The 20,097-nt window shown below is 56.1% G+C and carries 17 protein-coding genes; 4 read left to right on the forward strand and 13 right to left on the reverse strand.

The window, feature by feature from the left end; genetic code table 11:
- Positions 1 to 6 precede the first annotated feature (6 nt).
- Positions 7 to 687 (forward strand): DUF4386 domain-containing protein, encoded by a 681-nt coding sequence (locus tag BM200_RS19750; protein WP_091188364.1) that lies wholly within the window; start codon positions 7 to 9, stop codon positions 685 to 687.
- A gap of 51 nt (positions 688 to 738) precedes the next feature.
- Here BM200_RS19750 and BM200_RS19755 read toward each other — a convergent pair whose 3' ends face one another.
- From BM200_RS19755 to BM200_RS19815, 13 genes are all read right to left on the reverse strand, one after another.
- Positions 739 to 1,734 carry a collagen-like triple helix repeat-containing protein gene (locus BM200_RS19755; RefSeq protein ID WP_139230813.1) on the reverse strand — a complete coding sequence of 332 codons (996 nt, stop codon included), beginning with the start codon at positions 1,732 to 1,734 and terminating at the stop codon, positions 739 to 741.
- Positions 1,735 to 1,856: 122 nt separating this feature from the next.
- On the reverse strand, positions 1,857 to 3,107 hold the full coding sequence (locus BM200_RS19760) for a molybdopterin-dependent oxidoreductase (RefSeq protein WP_091188366.1): 1,251 nt from the start codon (positions 3,105 to 3,107) through the stop codon (positions 1,857 to 1,859).
- A 17-nt stretch (positions 3,108 to 3,124) separates the two neighbouring features.
- Positions 3,125 to 4,174 carry a sensor histidine kinase gene (locus BM200_RS19765; protein WP_091188367.1) on the reverse strand — a complete coding sequence of 350 codons (1,050 nt, stop codon included), beginning with the start codon at positions 4,172 to 4,174 and terminating at the stop codon, positions 3,125 to 3,127.
- Positions 4,171 to 4,917 carry a response regulator transcription factor gene (locus BM200_RS19770; RefSeq protein ID WP_091188368.1) on the reverse strand — a complete coding sequence of 249 codons (747 nt, stop codon included), beginning with the start codon at positions 4,915 to 4,917 and terminating at the stop codon, positions 4,171 to 4,173. The genes BM200_RS19765 and BM200_RS19770 overlap by 4 nt, the downstream gene beginning before the upstream one ends.
- 115 nt (positions 4,918 to 5,032) lie before the next feature.
- Entirely contained in the window at positions 5,033 to 5,239 is a 207-nt protein-coding gene (locus BM200_RS19775) for a hypothetical protein (RefSeq protein ID WP_091188369.1), read from the reverse strand.
- 191 nt (positions 5,240 to 5,430) lie between these two features.
- A complete protein-coding gene (locus BM200_RS19780; protein WP_091188370.1) occupies positions 5,431 to 5,619 on the reverse strand; it encodes a hypothetical protein in 189 nt (62 codons plus the stop codon).
- 195 nt (positions 5,620 to 5,814) lie between these two features.
- On the reverse strand, positions 5,815 to 6,012 hold the full coding sequence (locus BM200_RS19785; protein WP_091188371.1) for a hypothetical protein: 198 nt from the start codon (positions 6,010 to 6,012) through the stop codon (positions 5,815 to 5,817).
- A 148-nt stretch (positions 6,013 to 6,160) separates the two neighbouring features.
- A complete protein-coding gene (locus BM200_RS19790; protein WP_091188372.1) occupies positions 6,161 to 6,592 on the reverse strand; it encodes a PaaI family thioesterase in 432 nt (143 codons plus the stop codon).
- Positions 6,593 to 6,614: 22 nt separating this feature from the next.
- The gene (locus tag BM200_RS19795; RefSeq protein ID WP_342716428.1) at positions 6,615 to 8,744 is read right to left on the reverse strand and encodes a long-chain-fatty-acid--CoA ligase; all 2,130 of its coding nucleotides are present in this window, start codon (positions 8,742 to 8,744) and stop codon (positions 6,615 to 6,617) included.
- A gap of 15 nt (positions 8,745 to 8,759) precedes the next feature.
- Entirely contained in the window at positions 8,760 to 10,535 is a 1,776-nt protein-coding gene (locus BM200_RS19800; protein WP_091188373.1) for an acyl-CoA dehydrogenase family protein, read from the reverse strand.
- 53 nt (positions 10,536 to 10,588) lie between these two features.
- Positions 10,589 to 11,800, reverse strand: coding sequence for an acetyl-CoA C-acyltransferase (locus tag BM200_RS19805; RefSeq protein ID WP_091188374.1), 1,212 nt, complete (start codon positions 11,798 to 11,800; stop codon positions 10,589 to 10,591).
- A 673-nt stretch (positions 11,801 to 12,473) separates the two neighbouring features.
- Positions 12,474 to 14,891 (reverse strand): 3-hydroxyacyl-CoA dehydrogenase/enoyl-CoA hydratase family protein, encoded by a 2,418-nt coding sequence (locus BM200_RS19810; protein ID WP_091188375.1) that lies wholly within the window; start codon positions 14,889 to 14,891, stop codon positions 12,474 to 12,476.
- Positions 14,892 to 14,960: 69 nt separating this feature from the next.
- Entirely contained in the window at positions 14,961 to 17,195 is a 2,235-nt protein-coding gene (locus BM200_RS19815; RefSeq protein WP_091188376.1) for a (Fe-S)-binding protein, read from the reverse strand.
- A gap of 225 nt (positions 17,196 to 17,420) precedes the next feature.
- Between BM200_RS19815 and BM200_RS29750 the strand changes: the two genes are divergently transcribed.
- From BM200_RS29750 to BM200_RS19825, 3 genes are all read left to right on the forward strand, one after another.
- Positions 17,421 to 17,618 (forward strand): hypothetical protein, encoded by a 198-nt coding sequence (locus tag BM200_RS29750; RefSeq protein ID WP_139230814.1) that lies wholly within the window; start codon positions 17,421 to 17,423, stop codon positions 17,616 to 17,618.
- A 49-nt stretch (positions 17,619 to 17,667) separates the two neighbouring features.
- Positions 17,668 to 18,486: an electron transfer flavoprotein subunit beta/FixA family protein gene (locus BM200_RS19820; RefSeq protein WP_091188671.1), complete on the forward strand. Its 819-nt coding sequence runs from the start codon at positions 17,668 to 17,670 to the stop codon at positions 18,484 to 18,486.
- A gap of 524 nt (positions 18,487 to 19,010) precedes the next feature.
- Positions 19,011 to 19,994 (forward strand): electron transfer flavoprotein subunit alpha/FixB family protein, encoded by a 984-nt coding sequence (locus BM200_RS19825; protein ID WP_091188377.1) that lies wholly within the window; start codon positions 19,011 to 19,013, stop codon positions 19,992 to 19,994.
- Positions 19,995 to 20,097 lie beyond the last annotated feature (103 nt).

Here is a 20,097-nt window from a genome sequence, read left to right on the forward strand (position 1 = left end):
AAATATATGATTTCCGTTATCCGAACTCCAAAAATAACAGGCATCCTGTTTATACTTGCAGCCGTATCATCCGTATTTGGTCTTTTGTTGTATGATCCTATCCTTAACAGCTCGAATTACCTGACGAATGGCTCCGGGCATGACAACCAGATCATTCTTGGAGCGCTCATGGAGCTGATCCTTGTTGCTTCAGCCGTCGGAACTGCGGTCACCATGTATCCCTTCCTGAAAAAATACAACGAAAGCATCGCCCTCGGTCATGTCTGCTTCCGCCTGTTAGAGGCCGTTGTCATCACGGTTGGTGTCATTGGCATGCTGTCGCTCGTAACCCTGAGCAGGCAATATGTCTCCGCTGGCACTCCAGATCCTGCTGCTTATGAAGCTGCCGGCACTTTGTTCCTCGGGGTACATGAATGGACGTTTATGCTTGGTCCTAACTTTTTGCTTGGCATCAATACGATGCTTTACAGCTACATCTTTTACAAGTCCGGGCTTGTCCCGCGGTTCATTCCGATCCTCGGCATGACGGGTGCCGTGCTCGTATTTAGTGCCTCCCTGTTCGAAATGTTCGGTGTATTCCCTCAGCTGTCGGTATGGGGTGCACTCCTGTCGCTGCCGGTAGCTGCGAATGAAATGATTCTCGCTGTTTGGCTCATCGTAAAAGGATTTAATAAAGCTGCACTCTGAAATACATGCAAAGAGGCCGGGATTCCAATGTAGGATCCCGGCCTCTTACATTCAGAGAGTTCCAGTCGTACTTATATGAATAACCGTAGCTGTCAGACCCCGGCTGTTGATAGCGCCTTCGGCTGATTGAGCTTGTGAGGTGACAGAACCCGTTACGGTAAACGAGTAAATATATGTTCCCGGTCCCGGATTGTCTACCCAAGTGAGACTCGTTGTTGCGGCTGCTTGAGAGAGATCCGTTTGGTTCGCCTGCTGCACAATAGCTTCGTTATTCGTAGTGACAACATCCTCTGGGTTTCTAGACAGGATGCTGTTAACCGTATAGCTCTGAATAACCGTAAAATCAACATTTGCAAAAGCCTCCAGCTTTACGACCTGGTTGGCTTGAAGAACAATAGGCGTCAGGGTTAATTCCACCGTAACCTGATTATTCACGAGAGGGATCTGTTCATTGCTGCCGGAGAACCGGATATCTACGATACCTGGAGGTCCGGATGGACCCTGCATCCCTTGTTGTCCCTCAACACCTGCTGCCCCCTCGGCTCCAACCGAACCCTGAACGCCCTGTACGCCCTGCACACCTTGAGCACCTTGCGCTCCTTGTGCTCCTTGTGGACCTTGCACTTCTCGTTCTATCGCTTCTCTTTGCAAGCCAACTACATCCGGAGATGCCACAACCTCAGCTCTAGTGAGATTTGCTGTCTGTATGGCTTCAACGAAGGCCGGGGATGCAACAAGCCCGGGCAATACGGTTCGGACAGCGTTATCGAATACAGGATGGGCAATCACCTGCGGCAATACCGTGCGGACGACCCTGTCAAATGCAGGAGTGGCTAATACCTCCGGCAAGGCAGAAACAATGGATCGGTTAAAATCCGGACTCGCGATTAAAGCGGGTATGACGTCTGAGGAAATTTTGCTTGAAGTCACCGCATTTGTTGCGAGCTTGGATGTCGTTATTGCTCTGGGAGCAATCCTTCTCGCCGTAATGGGCCGCTCCAGTCTGCTGACCCGCTCTTCAATCGTTACTCTTCTACTTCTGGGCAACGCGTCCATCCCTCCAGCCATATGACTTGATCTATGATCTATGATCTATATATGGTTAACAGTGTATTGGGTGGGAGCCAGTCAGGACACGATGTTTGTTCCTGAGCAAAACGTCTATTTTTCTAAACCCAAGCATCAATATCATACCCGCGCTCTTCCCAGTAGCCGATATGATCCTTGTCGATGAGCTCGATCCGGTTCAGCCATTTCACGGATTTGTACGCGTACATCTTTGGCACGATCAGCCGTACCGGCCCGCCGAGATCATTCGGAATGAGATTGCCGTCATGCAGCATCGCGACCATAATATCGTCCATCTGGGCCTGTTCAAGCGTCAGAGAATCGGTATATACCCCATCGCCTGAGTAGAACTTTACGGTCTTGGCAGTTGCTTTAACCCCGGCTTCCTTCAGGAACTGCTTCAGCGGAATGCCTTCCCATGTATTGCTGTATACGGACCAGCCCGTCACACAGTGGAAATCGCTCACCTGAACCTTGCGAGCCAGCTTCACGAATTGTTCCCAGTTCCAGGTCATCGGCTTGTCGACAAGGCCGTCGATCTTGAAGGACCAAGTCGCATTGGAGAAGGACGGAATTGGCGTCACCGAATAAATCCGGAAATCCCCCTTCGCTCCCCCGCCCTTCGGAGGGGCAGATGCCGGCATCGGCTGCGGCAATGGGACAAGCTGGTTCGCATCTCTCGTCACGATCTCGTCATAAGTCGGACTTCCGATGCTGACGCCAAGCGTGTTAACGGTCCATTTCAGAAAAGAGGGCCCAATCGCAACCGCAATCCCTCCGCCAACTGCCCATTTCACGAAGGAACGCCGGGACAAATACGACTGAGGGCTCGCCGCCGGATGAATCGGGGCCGCCTCGCTTTTTTCCTCTCGCTCAGTGCGTATCGTCCGGCGATTCGGTTCTTTCAGCCATTTGGTTCGAGTGACGGAGTGATAAATAATATAGGGCAGACCAATCCAGGTCAGGAGATCATGAACCGTCAGAGCATGGTTCGACCACCATGGACCCACCGACCGGAACTGCCAGAGCAGCACGCCCGAGATGAGCCAGCCAACGAGAAGCCCCAGTACAACAAAGACATTAAACTTCTGCCAAGGCTTGCCCCGCAGCTGTTTCCAGTGCTTGGCGGCAAGCAGGAGGTAGAAAATAACCGGCACAAGGGACAAGAGACCAACAATAATATGCAGCTCCTTCAGCCATACCCTGCCCTCACCGAGCACGCCCCGCCAGTAATTCATGACCAGCATAACGCCGGACAATGCCAAAATAACGACAATCCAGCCGTTCCACATATGTAGTATTGCCAGCTTTCTGCCGAACCCCTTGCGCAGACGTTTCAATAACTCGCCCACTTGCCTTCCTCCTCTGCTTATTGAACGATTGTTGCTTCGTTAACCGTGAACCAAAAGCGGCTCCCTTGTCCTTCCGCCTGCTCTACTTCAATACGGCCTCCATATTGCTCGACCAGCAGCTTAGCAATCGACAATCCGATTCCTGCTCCGCCGCCCTCACGGCTTCGGGAACGGTCCGTCCGATAAAACCGCTCGAAGATTCGATCCCGTTCCGCCTCGGCGATGCCAACTCCTTCATCTGTAACGGATACCCGAATCATGCCGTCCGACAGCTCTTCCGCTGCAATCAAGACGATTCCGTTATGAGGAGAATAACGAATGGCATTTTCGATTAAATTCTGAAGGATCCGCTGAAGATGCCTTGCCAGCATATTCACCCGCAAAGACCGCTCCGGCAGCCGGACGCGAAGCTGAAGCCCCTTGACATCCAAACCCATCGAAAACCTCGGATGAAGCTCCAGAAGGACATCCTCCAGCACAGCCGGCTCATTCTCTGCCTTACCTTCCGCTCTTCTGTCCAGCGTTGAAAGCTCGAATAAATCCTGTATAAGCTCACTAAGTCTTACTGTCTCCGAGCGGATCGTTGCCAAATAACGGCGATAAGTCGCTTCATCCTCGATAACGCCATCCTCCAGAGCCTCCGCGTAAGACTGCATCGAAGCAAGCGGCGTCCGCAAATCATGCGCCATGTTCGCGACGAGCTCCCGTTGGGCCGACTCCGCTGCCTTTACCTGACGAAAGCTTTGCTCAAGGCTCGCTCCCATTCGGTTGAATTGGTCTGCCAGCAGCCGGAATTCTGCCAATCCCGCGCTATCCACTCTGGCTTCAAGCTCGCCTGCGGCAATCCGTCCAGCACCTTCGCCAACCCGGCGAACCGAGGCTTCAAGCGGACGAATAAGCAGGAAGAACAACCCGGCAGATACGATGCCGGCTCCTACGGTAGCCAGTCCAAGCCAAATCAGCTGCGTCCGCGTGACAAGCATATATTGAAAGAAAACGAGCAGCATAACGATAATAAACGCGATGCTTATCGTATTGGCCAGCAGCAGATAGGAGCGAAGCTTCATGTTGTATTCCCCTTATTATCGAGCTTGTACCCGATCCCCCATACCGTCTTGATCCAGGTCGGATCGGAAGGATTTGGTTCGATTTTTTCCCGCAATCGCCGGACATGAACCGTTACCGTTGTTGTATCCCCGTCATAAGCCATATCCCATACCTGATTAAGCAGCTGACTCCGGGAGAACACCTTGCCCGGATAGGTCGCCAGCAGCTGGAGCAGATCAAACTCTTTAACGGTCAGTTCAATATCGAATCCCAAGGCAGCAACTCTTCTTTCCTGAGGAAATATCGACAAGCCCTCGAAATGAATGGCCTTCCCTTCAAGCGCTTCTTCCAAGGGTTTATTTCCCAAATCCCTCTCCCCGCACGAACTATCATTCCTCCGGCCCATTCTTCGCAAAATGTTGTTAATCCGCAGCACAAGCTCTCTCGGGCTGAACGGCTTCGTCATATAATCATCGGCACCCATCGTCAGCCCAAGCAGGCGGTCAGGCTCCTCGCCGCGGGCCGTCAACATAATAATAGGTGTATCGTCTGTCTGCCGGATTGTGTCACAGACCTCAAGCCCGTCTACCTTCGGCATCATGAGATCAAGCACAAGCAAATCCGGCTGATGCTCCTTCCATAGACGGATTGCCTCTTCTCCGTTCTCTGCCACCCACACTTGATGACCTTCCCGCTCCAAGTACCGCCTGCACACATCCGTAATATTCCGTTCGTCATCCGCAACAACAATACAGGCTCCCATACGGCCCTCCGTCCAACAACCTCTTGATGCTTCTATTATACGGCTTGTTCCATCCGGATACGACTTTATAAAGAACAGTCCCCTGCCGCCAGGCAGAGGGTTGAACGGATGGATATTATTTACCGTCATCCATTATTTTATTGTCGTTCATAGCCTTGTCGTCGTTCATCATCTTGTCATCGTTCATTGGCGCATCACTCTGCATGTCTTCATTCATTTCCGCGGCCGGCTTGTCATTCATGTTCTTGTCATTATTCACATTACAAGCGCTGAGCACCAGCATGCCGCCAATAACAAGCGTACTCCATAATCTTTTGTTCATCGTTATCACTCCCTTGAACCGTTATTTCGTCCGACTTGCTTACGCTCATAGCTTACCGGACAAAACTAACCATCCAAGAACGATGTTCTTGCAAAAGCATTATCAAATTCTTACAAAAGAATGACATCTATCCGGGCACAAAAAAGGCTTTGCACCTGTATGCCACAGATGCAAAGCCATTTCTTATGTGCTCAACTGACCGAGGAGTTGATCTTACCCATCTCGTCTTCCACTAAAATTGTCAATTCATCCTCGTATCCGCCCGTAATTCTGTACTTCCGGATATAATCCCGTACAAACTTGCGCGGATCCTTCGGTTGAAAAATTCTCGTGAGTTCCTTCAGGCTTTCCTTGACCTCATTCTGGCTATGTTTCGCCATGAAATCTCCTCCCCTATACGTTGGATGGTCGTCCTAAACAACAAATCCGAGAACGGATGCGGCACTCACACCGCAATTACCCCCATTCGGTGCAGGCACTCCATGGTCAATGAGTCACAATGTTTGCATTTTTCTTACTATTATAACATTTCGGTCAAGATTGTAAAATAAACAAATATTAATCAGGCTCTTGCCTTACTTGTCCCCAGGAGGCTCAACGGCCGCCCCCGCATCCTCTACAGGAGCGGATTTTGGAGGTATCGGAGGCGGGATATCTAGGGATGAATGATGGGTCTCGCTTCTATTAAACATTCGTAAATAGGCAAATACGCCAATCAACGCAACCGCTATGCCGAATATCAATACAACTGCCGTAATCCATCCGTCGACCATTCTTCCCGCCTCCTCTCTTCTTCTATTTATCGGCTGATTGATGCTTTCGTTACAGTTCATCCGCCTATAAATTTTTCTTCCATATATAGGATATATTATATCGGACCAACCGCCTGACAGCAACTCGGCCGAATAGACTAAATATCAGCTATCGCGACACAATTCGGTAAGTTCCGCTTCCCCATGCGATAAATTTCTCCTGCTCATCCTTGACCGTTGCCTGCAGGGTAATCGTCCTGCCAATCCGGTGCATAATCTCGGCCTCACACACCAGAATTCCGCTTCTCGCACTCTCCAGAAAATGCGTGTTGAGGCCGGCGGTTACCGTCTTCTCACGGCATGCAATCATCACCACCAGCCCCATTGCATTGTCCAGCATAGACATCAATACCCCGCCATGTACGATGCCAATCAAGTTCAAATGACGCTGCTCCGCGTGCAGCCGGATCGCCGCTTTTTCCGCATGGGCATATACGACTTCACAGCCAAGCTCGCTCCAAAACGTTCCTCTGGCCAGCTCTTCAAGCTTAGCCAAATGCCTCTCGATATCCGCCTGCTCCGCGGCAAAATCCTCCGCCACGCGCCATCACCGCCTTTATCGTTTATTGCTCCTTCTCCAGCTCTTCAAGCAGCTTGCGCTTTAATACTTTGCCGATCATCGTCTTCGGCAGAGAATCCCTGAACTCATACAGATGCGGCACTTTAAACGAAGCAAGCCGCTGTCTGCACCAGACATCGAGCTGGGCCGCCGATACAGTGGAGCCCTTTTTAAGTACAATGAAAGCCTTCACCGTCTCGCCGCGGTACGGATCTTTGACCCCAAGAACGGTAGCTTCCATCACGGCCGGATGCTCATACAGCACCTCTTCGACCTCGCGCGGATAAATATTGAAGCCGCCTGCAATAATGACATCCTTGATTCTGTCTACAATCGTAAAATACCCGTCTTCATCCATATAGCCAAGGTCGCCGGTATGCAGCCAGCCGCCCCGCAGCACAATCTCGGACTCCTTCGGGTTGTTCCAGTATCCCTTCATCACCTGCGGCCCGCGAATAACAAGCTCTCCAACCTCCCGGACAGGGAGCGGCCTGCCATCCGGACTAAAGATTGCCACTTCCGTATCGGGAAAAGGCATGCCGATCGTGCCGATTTTGCGTTTGCCCCAGATCAGATTGGCATGGGTTACCGGTGAAGCTTCCGTCAGGCCGTAGCCCTCAATCAGCTTCCCGCCTGTCATCTTCTCGAATTGCTCCTGCACCTCAAGCGGCAATGCCGCCGATCCGCTTATACAGGCCTCGATCGAGGAAAGATCGGTGGTGGCCGATTTCTTATGATTAATAAGAGCGACATACATCGTTGGTGCGCCTGGGAACAGCGTCGGCTGCTGCCGGCTGATGGTATCCAGCACGGTCTCGGTCTCAAATCGCGGCAGAAGCACAAGCGAGCCTGCGCGCATCACCGAGAAATTCATTAACACCGTTAAACCAAATACATGAAATAGCGGCAGCACCGCCAGAAATCTTTCGTAGCCATCCTTCACCTTGTAGCACCAGGCTGAGGTCTGCATCGTATTGGCGACAAGATTCCGGTGTGTCAGCATCACCCCTTTCGGTGTTCCGGTTGTCCCTCCCGTATATTGAAGCTGAGCAAGATCGCTGCCGTGGATATCCGTAATAACGGGAAGATTAGAACTGGAGGCAAGAAGCTTCCGGTAAGCGACTACCCCGTGACGGCCGTACGGAATATCTGCTTTGAAGCCTTCTTTGCGTTGTTTGAGCGGATAGAGGAGATTTTTCGGAAAAGGAAGACCGTCCTTCAGCGACGTAATGATGACGTTCTTAAGCTTCGGCAGAGGTCCTGCCTCGGGAAACTCGCCGCGAACGTTCGCAACGCGCTCGTAGAACAAATCGACGGTAATAATCGTTGTCGCGCCGCTGTCCTTCAGCTGATGCTCCAGCTCCCGCTCTACATAGAGCGGATTGGTCTGGACTACAACCGCGCCAATCATCAGGGCGGCGTAATAGGAGATAACCGCCTGCGGACAGTTAGGCAGCATAATAGCGACGCGGTCGCCACGGTTAATTCCAAGAGAAATGAGGCCGTTGGCCAGCCTGCAGGTATGGTCATAGAGCTCACGGTAAGTGAGCGACTTGCCTAGAAAATGAACGGCTTCGTTGGCTGGAAATTTCTCTACGGCATTAATCAGAAACTGCGGAATGCCATGGTTCGGGTAATCCAGAGAAGCCGGAATCTCCGGCGGATAATGGCGCAGCCATGGCTTTGGAATCTCGGCCGGAGGAGCCACAGGCTCCTCCGGCGGGGATGCTGCGGAAGCTACCGCTTCCTCGGGGGCCAGCTCCTCGTGAGGGACGCCACCCGGAGCTAGTTCCGCCGCCGGCGGCTCCTCAGAGAAGGCCTCTTCTGCGGCTGGCTCGGACGCCGGTGCGGGCTGGGCTGCTGCGGGTTCTCCGCTGGAAGCTTCAGCTTCGGACGATGTTGGCTCCACCGCTGGCGGCTCCTCAGGGGAGGCCGCACCGGCAGACAGCTGTTCCGACTCGACAGCAACAGCTTCCTCGCCCGGTGCAGTCTCCGTAGGCAGTTCCGCTGCTATGAGCTGCGGGGCTGCGGCTTCCTCCTGCTGTGGCGGTAATAGCGTTTCGATTGGTGCGGAATCGGTCGGCTCTTGCCGATCCTCGGGTACAAGCGGGCGTTCTTGATTTGCCCTATCCATATGGCGTTCCCCCTCCTACACAATGTATTGCTCCCCGCTAATGACACGTGCGGCAATCTCCCGTTTGGCGGCAATCGTATCGATCAGCGGCCCGCGCATCAGCTTCTTCAAGACCGACAGCTGCATTTGCAGGGCATCTCCTTTAGCCAGTGCAGCCAGCGCAACCTTCGCAATCGATTCAATCTTCTCGAGCGCTTCCTGAACGAATATTTCCGTCATTTGAATCGCGTTCCGAGCATCTCCGCCGCTTTGCACAAGCTTTTGCGTGCGGAGCAGCGCGCTTTCGGCCGCGAACAGCTGAATCATGATGTCAGACAGCGAGCAGAGCACCTCCTGCTCCTGGTCAAGGCGCGTTCCAAGCTTTTGTACGGCGAGGCCGCCGACGGCCAGAAAAGCTTTTTTCCCTTGCGATACCCGGTACGCCTCACGGCTAAGCGGCTCATCAAACGGCGGCACCGGCATCGGCTGAAGCAGCTCGGCCTGCAGGGCCTGTGCTTTGTCGAGGAGAGGAAGCTCGCCCTTCATCGCTTTTTTCAGCAATGTTCCTGGAATGAGCATCCGGTTAATCTCGTTCGTCCCTTCAAAAATCCGGTTAATCCGCGAATCCCGGTATATCCGCTCCACCTTGTATTCCTTGATATAGCCGTAGCCGCCATGAATCTGGACACCTTCGTCAGCGACAAAATCCAATGCTTCCGACGCGAACACTTTAATAATGGAGCACTCCAGCGCGTATTCGCTGATCGCCTTCGCAGCCCTCACGCCGGCATCCGGCGCATCGGCGCCTGCCCCTTCCGCGCTGAGCATTGCGTCAATCCAGCCAGCCGTCCGATAAACCATTGATTCGAGCACGTAAGTTCTTATGTTCATATCCGCCAGCTTGGCGCCGATCAGCGGGTAGGAGGAGATGGCGCGGCCAAATTGCTTGCGCGTATTGGCGTATTTGGAGGCCAGCTCAATCGTTTCTTTTGCCCCGCCAAGGCAGCCCGCCCCCAGCTTGAACCGCCCGATGTTCAGAATATTGAACGCGATCTTATGTCCCTGACCAATCTCGCCAAGCACATGATCGACCGGCACCGCCACATCTTCGAAAAATAACGGACGGGTCGACGAGCCTTTGATGCCCATCTTGTGCTCCTCCGGTCCAAGGCTGAAGCCCGGCATGCCCTTCTCGACGATAAACGCGGTAAAGGCCTCCCCATCCACCTTCGCATACACGATAAACACATCCGCAAAGCCAGCGTTGGTAATGTACAGTTTGGAGCCGTTCAGAATGTAATGGCTGCCGTCAGGCGACAGCTTTGCGGTTGTTTTGGCCCCTAATGCATCTGATCCGGAGGCCGGCTCCGTCAAGCAATAGGCGGCAATCAGCTCGCCGGTAGCAAGCTTCGGCAAGTATTTGCGCTTCTGGGCAGCAGTCCCGAAAAAGACAATCGGCAGCGTGCCGATCCCCGTATGAGCGCCTACGGACAGCGCGAAAGAGGAGGCGCGGGCAAGCGTCTCCGACAGCAGGGTGGTGCTTACTTTATCGAGTCCAAGACCGCCGTATGCTTCCGGTATATCTGCGCCCAGCAGCCCCAGCTCGCCTGCCTGGCGCATCAGCTTCACCGTCAGCTCATAATCCAGTCCCTCAAGTTGCTCATCAAGCGGAAAAATCTCTCCCTCCACAAACTGCTGCGCCGCATCCGCCATCATCCGCTGCTCTTCATTGAAGTCCTCCGGCGTCACCGTTGCGGACGGCAAAGCGTCCTCAATGACGAATCTGCCGCCAAAACGAATGTTTTCCCCCATGCCTAAAGTCTCCTTTCAGTTGGCTTTCCTGCTTCCTCCACTTGCGCGCTGCGTTAAGCGTATACCTCGAACACGCCAGCCGCTCCCATGCCGCCGCCTACGCACATCGTCACGACACCAATCCCGCCGCCGCGTCTCCTCAGCTCATGAATAAGCGATACCGACAGCTTTGTTCCCGTACAGCCAAGCGGATGACCAAGCGCAATCGCCCCGCCGTTTACATTAACGCGTTCCGGATCGATGCCAAGCTGCTCGATAATCGGCACGCACTGGGCGGCAAAAGCTTCATTCAGCTCGAAAATATCAACGTCATTAACCGTTAGTTTAGCGGCTTGAAGTGCCTTTGGAATGGCCTCAATCGGGCCAATGCCCATCACCTCCGGCGCTACACCTGCAACCCGATAGGTACGGAAAACGGCAAGCGGCGTCAGCCCCAGCGCTCTCGCTTTGGCACGGCTCATCACTACAACGGCTGCAGCGCCGTCGCTCATCTGCGAGGAATTGCCGGCTGTAACGGTTCCTTCCCGGGCAAAAGACGGCTTCAGCGGCGCCAGTGTCTCCGGCGTTGTCTCGGCCCGAACGCCCTCATCGGTATCAAAGGTAAAAGTCCGCTCGGTCGGCCGGCCGTACTCGTTCACATCGGAACGGGAGGCCGTGACCGGTACAATCTCATCCTTGAAGCGGCCTTCCTGAATGGCTGCCGCCGCCTTGCGATGGCTGGCTGCGGCGAACGCATCCTGCGCCGCGCGAGAAACATTGTAACGGCGGGCCACCTCCTCGGCGGTATGGCCCATTCCCATGTAAACTTCCGGCATCGCATCTACAATGCCCGGATGAGGAGCCAGCTTAAAGCCGGTCATCGGCACATGGCTCATGCTTTCCACGCCGCCGGCCACCAGAACGTCGGCATCGCCTAGACGTATGCGTTCAGCGGCATAAGCGATCGACTGCAGTCCCGATGCGCAGAACCGGTTAATGGTCACGGCCGGCGTTGTAACCGGAAAGCCGGAATAGAGCGAAATGATTCTCGCCATATTTAGTCCCTGCTCCCCCTCCGGCATGGCACAGCCGATAATAACATCCTCGATATCTTCCGCTTTAAGGCCCGGCACCCGCTCCAGCGCCGCCGTCAGCACGGCCCGTCCGAGGTCCTCGGCCCTCGTCTCCGCCAAACTCCCCTTCTTCGCCTTGCCCACCGCGGTCCGTACCGCGGATACGATAACGGCATCGCGGTCACTATCCGTAAACTTGCCCGCTGCTCCCATAAGCGTCCTCCTTCTTATTGGCGCCGCGCACCATGCCAGCGCGGCACCTTGTGTTGCAATGATTAAATGCGGCTCGTCATGTTCAAGCCGGATTATAAGACCCTGTAACTTTGTTTGCTGATGAGCGTGGCAGATAAGGCCCTCGGAAGGTCTTATTTGCTGCTTAACCCTTATGTGAGACCAATTTTGATGGAAAGTTAAGGTCCATAGGGACCTTAAGTTCGTGAAAGTAACTCTTTCCGATCCTTTTCTCCCGGAATCTCTGTATTAAGGTCCTTCAGGGGCCTTAATGTGCCTCAAACTACGAGTTACAGTGATCTTAAGGCTCCTAAAGGGCCTTATTTCTTCAGCGGCAGACTTCTACATTGGATTCACTCCAGTGAAAAAGGAACAAATCGTCCACAGTAACTGGCTACATTGGATTTCGTACAGTCTATTTCGCTTAAATGAGCTGATCTAGAGGGAAGCAGCTGATTTTGGTGGATGGAATCCAATGTAGACTTAGTTACTGGTCGATAATGCAGCATTAGGTTGGATGAAATACAGTCTGAGCCTGGAGTCCAGTCAGAGCAGAGCTAGACGTATTACGCCGCTGTCCAAACTCGTTTCTTTGGCACCTTGAGTGCTGCTTGCTGCCCTAAGCACTACAAGTACCCACAAGCATCTGCTCCGCCTAATTCCGCAGCGGCTTGCCGGTGGAAAGCATGTGGCTCATGCGATCCTGCGTCTTGCGCTCGCCGCAAAGGCTGAGGAACGCTTCGCATTCCAGATCGAGCAAATACTGCTCGCTCACCTCTGCACCCGGCGCGGCATCGCCGCCGGCCATGACATGCGCGAGCTTACCTGCGATCAGCGCATCATGCTTGCTGATCTGTCCGCCGAGCAGCAGGCTGTGCACGCCCATGCGGAGCACGGCCTTGCCTTCGCGGCCGGCGACGCGGACGCGGGCCTCGGGCTGCGGCGCATAGCCCGCCCGGTCGAGCTCGAGCACCGCCCGTTTCGCCTCGGCAATACGCGCATCCTGCCGCATAATGACGCGGTCCTGCGGGCGCTTCAGCCCGATGCGGCCAACGTCGAAGCCGCTTGTCGAGGTTTTCGCCATCGCAACGGTCTCAAACAGCGCGTTCAAATGCGGCTGAATATCGCCGCCTCCTGCCCTTGCTGCCGCCATAACGGCAGCTTCCTTCGAACCGCCTCCCGCCGGAATGAGGCCAACCCCGGTCTCCACGAGACCGAAGTACGTCTCCGGCGAGAAAATAATCTGATCCGCCGGAAGGCATGCCTCGACACCTCCGCCAAGCGTCATCCGGTGAGGCGCGGCGACGACGGGACGGTCTAATTTTTTGATCGAAAGCATGCTGCTCTGGAACATGCGGATGATGTCCTCGACCTCTTCCCACTCACCGTTTTGCGCTTCCATCAAGAGCAGCAGCAGGTTTGCGCCAACGCAGAAATTCCGTCCGTCATTGGCGATTACAAGTCCGCGCCAGTTCTTGCTCACTTCCTCGGCCGTTCGCCGGATTGCCGACAGAATCTCTCCGCCGATGGCGTTATTCTGGGAATGAAACTCGAGGCATACGACATCGTCGCCAAGATCAATGAGGCTGGCGTCCGAAGTACGCAGCACCGTTCGGCCGGCTTCCTTCAGACCAGCAAGCGAGATCTCATCCGGCGACAGCTCCTCGGCTGCATATCCGCCGCCTCCGCCGGAATAAACCAAGCGCCTGCCCTCCTGCACCGCATAAAAGCTGCCATGCCCTTCCGTGATCCATTGCGTTACCCATTCCGGCACCGCATCCCCTTCGGCCTTCATCCTAGCAACGGATTTCTCTAATCCCAGCGCATCCCACAGCTCGAATGGACCAAGCTCCCAGCTGAACCCCCATTTCATCGCCTTGTCGATGTCCGAGATGGAATCGGCTATGACCCCAACAAGGGCTGCCGAATAGAGCAGCGTTCGCTTGATCGTCTGCCAGGCAAACTGGGCATATTTATGCTTCGGATCCGTGCCAAGGAGCGCGCGGACTTTGCCGCCCGTGCCTTTGGCCGCCTTGGCCGCATCAATGATGGGACCTTTCACGGAGCTCCGAGGCCGGTAAGCAAGCGATTCCAAATCTAAGGATTCGATCTCGCTGCCGCCCTTTGACCCCTTGATTTTGCGGTAAAAGCCCCCGCCGCTTTTCTCCCCCAGCCTGCCCGAAGCGACCAGCTGCTCCAAGAGCGGTGGTCTTGCGAAGGTCTCGCGCTCCGCAGCATCCGTGCTTTTGTCGCGCACATTATCTACAACGTGAAGCAGCGTATCGAGCCCGACCAGATCCAGCATGCGGAACGTTGCCGTCTTCGGCCGCCCCATTGCCGGCCCGGTCAGCGCATCGGCTTCCTCCACCGTAAGGCCGTATCGCAATACTTCCTCCAGCGTCACGAGCATGCCGTATGTGCCGATCCGGTTGGCGATGAAGTTTGGCGTATCTTTGGCCACAACAACGCCTTTGCCAAGCCGCTCCTCGCATAATGCCGTCAGCAGCGCCGTAACCTCTGGATCGGTATCACCCGTCGGCACAACCTCCACCAGCTTCATATAGCGGGGCGGGTTGAAAAAATGCGTCACCGCAAAATGCTGCCGGAACGTTTCGCTCCTGCCCTCCACCATTTCAGCAACCGATAAGCCCGATGTATTCGAAGTTACCAGCGTCCCGGGCTTCCACACCGACTCTATCTTCTCGAACAAGCTCCGCTTAATATCCAGCCGCTCCACAACGGCTTCCACAATCCAATCCGCCTCGGATAATCCCGCCAGATGATCCTCCAGATTACCTGCCGTAATCCTTCCGGCAAAAGACGGCTCATACAGCGGCGCAGGCTGAGCCTTGGCCATACGGGCAACCGCGGCTTGGGCAAGACGGCTGCGCACTTGCGGAGAAGCCAGCGTGAGCCCGCGTTTTTCCTCCTCCGGCAGCAGAGATTGCGGCACCACATCGAGCAGCAGCACGCGCATGCCGGCATTTGCCAGATGCGCAGCAATTCCGGCCCCCATGACACCGGAGCCGATGACGGCCGCACGCCTCACCGTACCCGTTCGATTGTTCGACATTCGAAAGTACCTCCTAAAAAAGTATATTTAGGCCATTCGTGATGTTTTTTCCTTAGCAAATCTGTTAACTTAAGCGGTCTCCCCGCCGAACACGCTTGCCGCAAGAAGCTCCGCCACATCGCGGGCCGCTGTCTGCTCATCGGCTTCCAGCAGCTTGAGCCCGTCTTCCATCATCGTCAGGCAGTACGGGCAGGCAGAGCCGATCACCGTCGGACGCACCTCCAGCGCTTGCGAGACTCTGGCACGATTAACGCGTACGCCGCTATTTTCCTCCATCCACATCAATCCGCCGCCAGCCCCGCAGCACATCCCGTTCTCGCGGTTTCTCGCCATTTCCTCAAGCTCAAGGCCCGGAATCGCCTTCAGCACCTCGCGCGGAGCATCATAAACCCCGTTATACCGGCCGAGGTAGCAGGAATCATGGTAGGTGACCCGTTCTTTGACGATATGCTCAGGGTTCAGCCGCCCGTCTCTCAACAGTCCGGCCAGCAGCTCCGTGTGATGTTCGATCTTGACGTCCGACGGAAGCCCAAAGTCGGGGTATTCCTTGCGGAAGGTGTTATACGTATGCGGGCAGGCCGTCACAATCCGGGTTACTCCGTAACGGGCTATGGTCTCGACATTTTCGCGGCATAATTCCTGGAAAAGAAGCTCGTTGCCAATCCGCCTCGCCGTATCCCCCGAGTTCCGCTCCTCCAATCCAAGCGTGGCAAAGGATACCCCTGCCCGGTCGAGCAGGCGCACGAGATCATACAGCACCTTCCGGCTTCGGGTATCGTAGGAGCCCATGGACCCGGCCCACAGCAGAAACTCCGGCTTCGCCGATCCCGAACGCTTAACCTCCTGCATGGTCCGGACACGGACGCCCGTACGGCTCTCGCAATCGTTAATCCATGCCGCACGCTCTGCTCTTGGCAGCCCCCATGGATTGCTTTGACGCTCGATATTTTGCAGCGCGCGCTGGCCGTCGAACGGCAGCCTGCCCTCCATCAGCACGAGGTAACGGCGCATATCGATGATTTTGTCGACATGCTCATTGCCAACCGGGCACATCTCCTCGCAGTTGCGGCAGGTGGTGCAGGCCCACAGCTCCTCCTCGGTCATGACGTCTCCGATCAGCTCCAGCTCTTCCGCCTTCGCGCCCTCCCGGACACCCCATGCCTGCTTCTGCGCGGTCATCGTCGGGATAATGGAAGTGACACTGCCTTCCGGACTGTCCTCCCATACCGGAATAAGCGCCCCCATCACATGTGCTCCAGCGAGCTTCCCGCCCATAGCCGTCGGGATCCAAGGCGACTTGGACGTAATGGCGGCCCCTTTCTCGGTCAGGTGATCCCGAAGCTTCGTCATCAGATGCATCGGCGACAGCAGCTTGCCGGTACTGGAAGCCGGGCAGACATTTGTACAACGGCCGCATTCGACGCAGGCGTACAGGTCGAGGAGCTGTTTTTGCGTAAAATGCTCGATTTTGCCCACGCCAAAGGACTCGGCTTCTTCATCCTCCAGATTAAGCGGTGTCAGCCGGCCTACCGGCGCATTACGCCCGAGCCACAAATTAACCGGAGCCGTCAGCAAGTGAAAATGCTTCGACTGCGGCACATATACAAGGAAAGACAGCAGCACCAGCAGATGCAGCCACCAGAACAGCTCGTAACCCGCTTCCGATGCGATGCTGCCCGTCGGCATGCCAAGCTTCCCGATCCAGTCCGCAAGCACGGAGGAGACAGGTGCGTAACGGTCGCTGACAGCATGCGGATCTCCCGTCAGCCGCTCGAAGGCAAGCGTCAGCAGGACGGTCAGCATCAGGCCTCCGATAAACCATAGAACGAGCGAAGGCTTCCAGCCCCGTTTCAGCCTCGGCAGCTGCTCGACATACCGGCGGAAAGCCCCGTATAGAACAGCCAGCAGGACAAGGGATACCGTCAGCTCCTGCGACCAGGCGAACTGCCCGTAGAAGGGAAAAGGAATCGGGTGACCGCTGAGCTTCTTCCAGATGATGTCCGCCGCTCCAAACTGTAGGATGATAAAGCCGTAGAAGTAAATGAAATGCATAACGCCGCTCCGGATATCCCGCAGCAGCTTGCTGTGCCCAAGCACCTGCCCTGTAACCGAAGGACGTCCGGTCCTCTTCCTCCGCTCATCCGTTGGCATTGCCTCATGTACAGCCATCCGGCCAAGTTTTATATAGCCGACCCTGCGCAAAACCACTGTTGCAAAAGCTACAGCGGCAAGCCCTATAACCGCCGCGAACAAAATCCACCTGAGTGCAGCTGTCACCTGATATGCAGACCACCATTCCAGCAATGGCCACGCCCCCTTTTGCAGCCCTCGATTCGGACAAGCTTATAAGCGTTTTTGACAAGGTGAAACGGCTATCGCCGTCCGTGGCGGGAGCGCGTTTCAATAAATGCTTGGCATTCAAGCGTAAACGGCTGCACCGTCCTTGGGAGGAGCAGCAACCGTTTTGCGGATGAAATATAAGCACTGTTTCAAAAATACCGCGGTGCTCCAGTATATGAGCCCTCCAGCATGAACATGCCGCCCCTTTCGCCGCATCGGACGGTCTATTTGGCCGTTCTGCCTCATATCGTAGCACTGATGGAAAGCGGTTTAGCCGAGCCTTGCGGCGGGGTCATACCCCATCCTGCCAAGCTATCTGTCCTAGCCATTTTGCCCGCGAGGGATTGCTTGGCTGGACTGCAAAGGGGAGGCGTGATGGACCGGTGAGGAACGTACTTCGAGCTTGGAACAATAGTCTGAGGAGGTTGCTGTTGTGCTGAACATTGTCGTTCTACTCAAGCAGACGTTTGATACGGAAGAAAAAATCATTGTAAAAGATGGCGCCGTCGCCGAAGCGGACGCCAAACTCGTCATCAATCCTTATGACGAATATGCCCTGGAGGAAGCGCTGCGCCAGCGCGAGCTGCACGGCGGTGAAGTGCGCGTGGTCTCCTGCGGCGGCGACCGCTCGGAGGAAGCGCTGCGGACAGCGCTGGCGATGGGGGCGGATGAGGCTATCCGGCTGGACAGCGCTAGCGTGGAGAGTGAGGACAGCTTCGCGCTGGCAACGGCGCTGGCGAAGATCATTGAGCCGCTGAAGCCGGATCTGCTGCTCGCCGGCTTGTTCGCCGTCGACAGCGGCTCCGGAAGCGTAGCGCTTCAGATCGCGGAGCGGCTGGGACTGCCGCATGCATCAGCTGCGGTGAAGCTTGGCATTGTAGGGCCGGATGAGGCCAAGGCATCCGGCGAGCTGCCGCCGGGCGCTGCAGCGGCGGCACGGTTTGCGGTCGTGGAGCGCGATGTGGAGGGCGACGCGGAGACGGTTGTTATTCCGCTACCGGCGCTTATCACGGCGCAGCAGGGCTTGAACGAGCCGCGATATCCATCGCTGCCGGGCATTATGAAGGCGAAGCGGAAGCCGCTCGCCCGGGTTTCGGCCGCCGCAGGCGGCGAGGATGAAGGCGCGAGGACTTCGCGCCTTGCGCTCTTCCCGCCGGCGCCGCGCGCAGCCGGCCGGCGCTTGGCGGGGACGCCGGCCGAGCAGGCGTCCGAGCTCGTGCGCCTGCTGCAGGCGGAGGGGCAGCTGCCGCAATAGCTGCTGTCGTTCCGCTCCCCTGCTTCGTGCTCGTTTGATACACGGCGTTAATCGTTAAGGTCGGTAATTAACACCGACCTTGACGGAGCCAACTACTTATTTATTAATAGGTCCCTTAGGGACCTTATCTTGGTCCGCGCCGCCCGGTTTTGGCTGATTTAGGTCCCTCAGGGACCTTATCCTGGCCGGAGCCAGCCAACTGGGCGACGTTTGGGCTCCTGCGTTTATCGTTAAGGTCCCTTAGGGACCTTATCCTGGCCGGAGCTGGCTTTTCAAACTGAATTTACTGAACAGTTTGCTTTATTATGACCCTCACAGGGTCTATTGGGCACAGCTGCATCTAACCGCTGCAAATAAGACCCCCACAGGGTCTTACGCCATGCTGATACCACCTATCCTTAGACGATATAGCCCTCGCAGGGCCTTATCGCCTCCCAAGGCATTCCAAACAGAAGGTTACTTCAGCAACGTTTGCGTTCAAATAGAAGCTGCAGTTCGACCTTCAACAAAGGAGGAATTTGAAAATGGGAAGAACGATACTCGTGTTCGCCGAGTGCCGGGACGGCAAGCTGCGCCGCGTGGCGCTTGAGGCGCTTGGCGCTGCGCGGCGGCTGGCCGGTGCGGACGGCTCGGTCCATGCCGTCCTCGCGGCCCCCGGCGGCGCGGCCGATGAAGCAGCCGCGCTGGCTGCGCGAGGGGCAGACGTCGTCCATGTCGCGGACGACCCGGCCCTTCGCGCCTTTGCGCCCGAGGCGTACATCGCCGCCTTGCGCGCAGCCATAGAAGCGGCAAGGCCGGACGCGCTGCTGCTCGGCCATACCGCTATGGGGCGCGAGCTCGCGCCCCGCGCGGCCGCAGCCATCGGCGCCGGCCACGTCGCGGACGTAACCGCCATCGACGAGACCGATGGCGTGTTCACGCGGCCGCTCTACGCCGGCAAGGCGTTCGAGCGGCGCAGCTTCGCCCCCGGGCGGCCGTGGGTCGTCACGATCCGCCCGAACAACTTCGAGCCGGCCGAGACCCTCCCGGCCGGCCAGCCGCAGGGCACCGTGCAGGCGTTGCCGTTCACGGTGCCGCCGCTCCTGACCGCCGTGCGCTCGCTTGTTCGGCGCGCCGGCGGCCAGATTGATCTCGCCGAAGCCGATGTTGTCGTCTCCGGCGGCAGAGGCGTGCGCAGCACAGCGGGCTTCGAGCCGCTGCAAGCGCTGGCCGGCGTACTCGGCGGCGCGGTTGGCGCCTCCCGCGGCGCTTGCGATGCCGGCTACTGCGGTTATGCCCTGCAGATTGGGCAAACCGGCAAAGTCGTTACGCCGCAGCTCTATATCGCCTGCGGCATAAGCGGCGCGATCCAGCATCTGGCCGGCATGAGCCAGTCGCGCGTCATTATCGCGATAAACAAAGACCCCGACGCGCCAATCTTCAGCGTCGCTGATTATGGCATCGTCGGGGATCTGTTCGAGGTTGTTCCGTTATTAACGGATGAGTTCCGCAGAACGCAATCCGGCTGACTAAATAGATTAATCTTTAACCAAATTAATCCCAACAGCAACTTCTCTCAGCTAACGAATCCTCCCTCGTATAAGAATATGAAGATTTGTCAGCCAACAAAAC

Source organism: Paenibacillus catalpae (genome assembly GCF_900112695.1).
In the GTDB taxonomy this organism is placed as follows: Bacteria; Bacillota; Bacilli; order Paenibacillales; family Paenibacillaceae; genus Pristimantibacillus; species Pristimantibacillus catalpae.

What these genes read in the sequence shown, in the direction of transcription:
- BM200_RS19750 (WP_091188364.1), top strand. Translation starts at nt 7, where the DNA reads ATGATTTCCGTTATCCGAACTCCAAAAATAACAGGCATCCTGTTTATA.
- BM200_RS19765 (WP_091188367.1), bottom strand. Translation starts at nt 4,174, where the DNA reads ATGAAGCTTCGCTCCTATCTGCTGCTGGCCAATACGATAAGCATCGCG.
- BM200_RS19770 (WP_091188368.1), bottom strand. Translation starts at nt 4,917, where the DNA reads ATGGGAGCCTGTATTGTTGTTGCGGATGACGAACGGAATATTACGGAT.
- BM200_RS19775 (WP_091188369.1), bottom strand. Translation starts at nt 5,239, where the DNA reads ATGAACAAAAGATTATGGAGTACGCTTGTTATTGGCGGCATGCTGGTG.
- BM200_RS19780 (WP_091188370.1), bottom strand. Translation starts at nt 5,619, where the DNA reads ATGGCGAAACATAGCCAGAATGAGGTCAAGGAAAGCCTGAAGGAACTC.
- BM200_RS19785 (WP_091188371.1), bottom strand. Translation starts at nt 6,012, where the DNA reads ATGGTCGACGGATGGATTACGGCAGTTGTATTGATATTCGGCATAGCG.
- BM200_RS19795 (WP_342716428.1), bottom strand. Translation starts at nt 8,744, where the DNA reads ATGGATAGGGCAAATCAAGAACGCCCGCTTGTACCCGAGGATCGGCAA.
- BM200_RS19800 (WP_091188373.1), bottom strand. Translation starts at nt 10,535, where the DNA reads ATGGGGGAAAACATTCGTTTTGGCGGCAGATTCGTCATTGAGGACGCT.
- BM200_RS19805 (WP_091188374.1), bottom strand. Translation starts at nt 11,800, where the DNA reads ATGGGAGCAGCGGGCAAGTTTACGGATAGTGACCGCGATGCCGTTATC.
- BM200_RS19810 (WP_091188375.1), bottom strand. Translation starts at nt 14,891, where the DNA reads ATGTCGAACAATCGAACGGGTACGGTGAGGCGTGCGGCCGTCATCGGC.
- BM200_RS29750 (WP_139230814.1), top strand. Translation starts at nt 17,421, where the DNA reads ATGAACATGCCGCCCCTTTCGCCGCATCGGACGGTCTATTTGGCCGTT.
- BM200_RS19825 (WP_091188377.1), top strand. Translation starts at nt 19,011, where the DNA reads ATGGGAAGAACGATACTCGTGTTCGCCGAGTGCCGGGACGGCAAGCTG.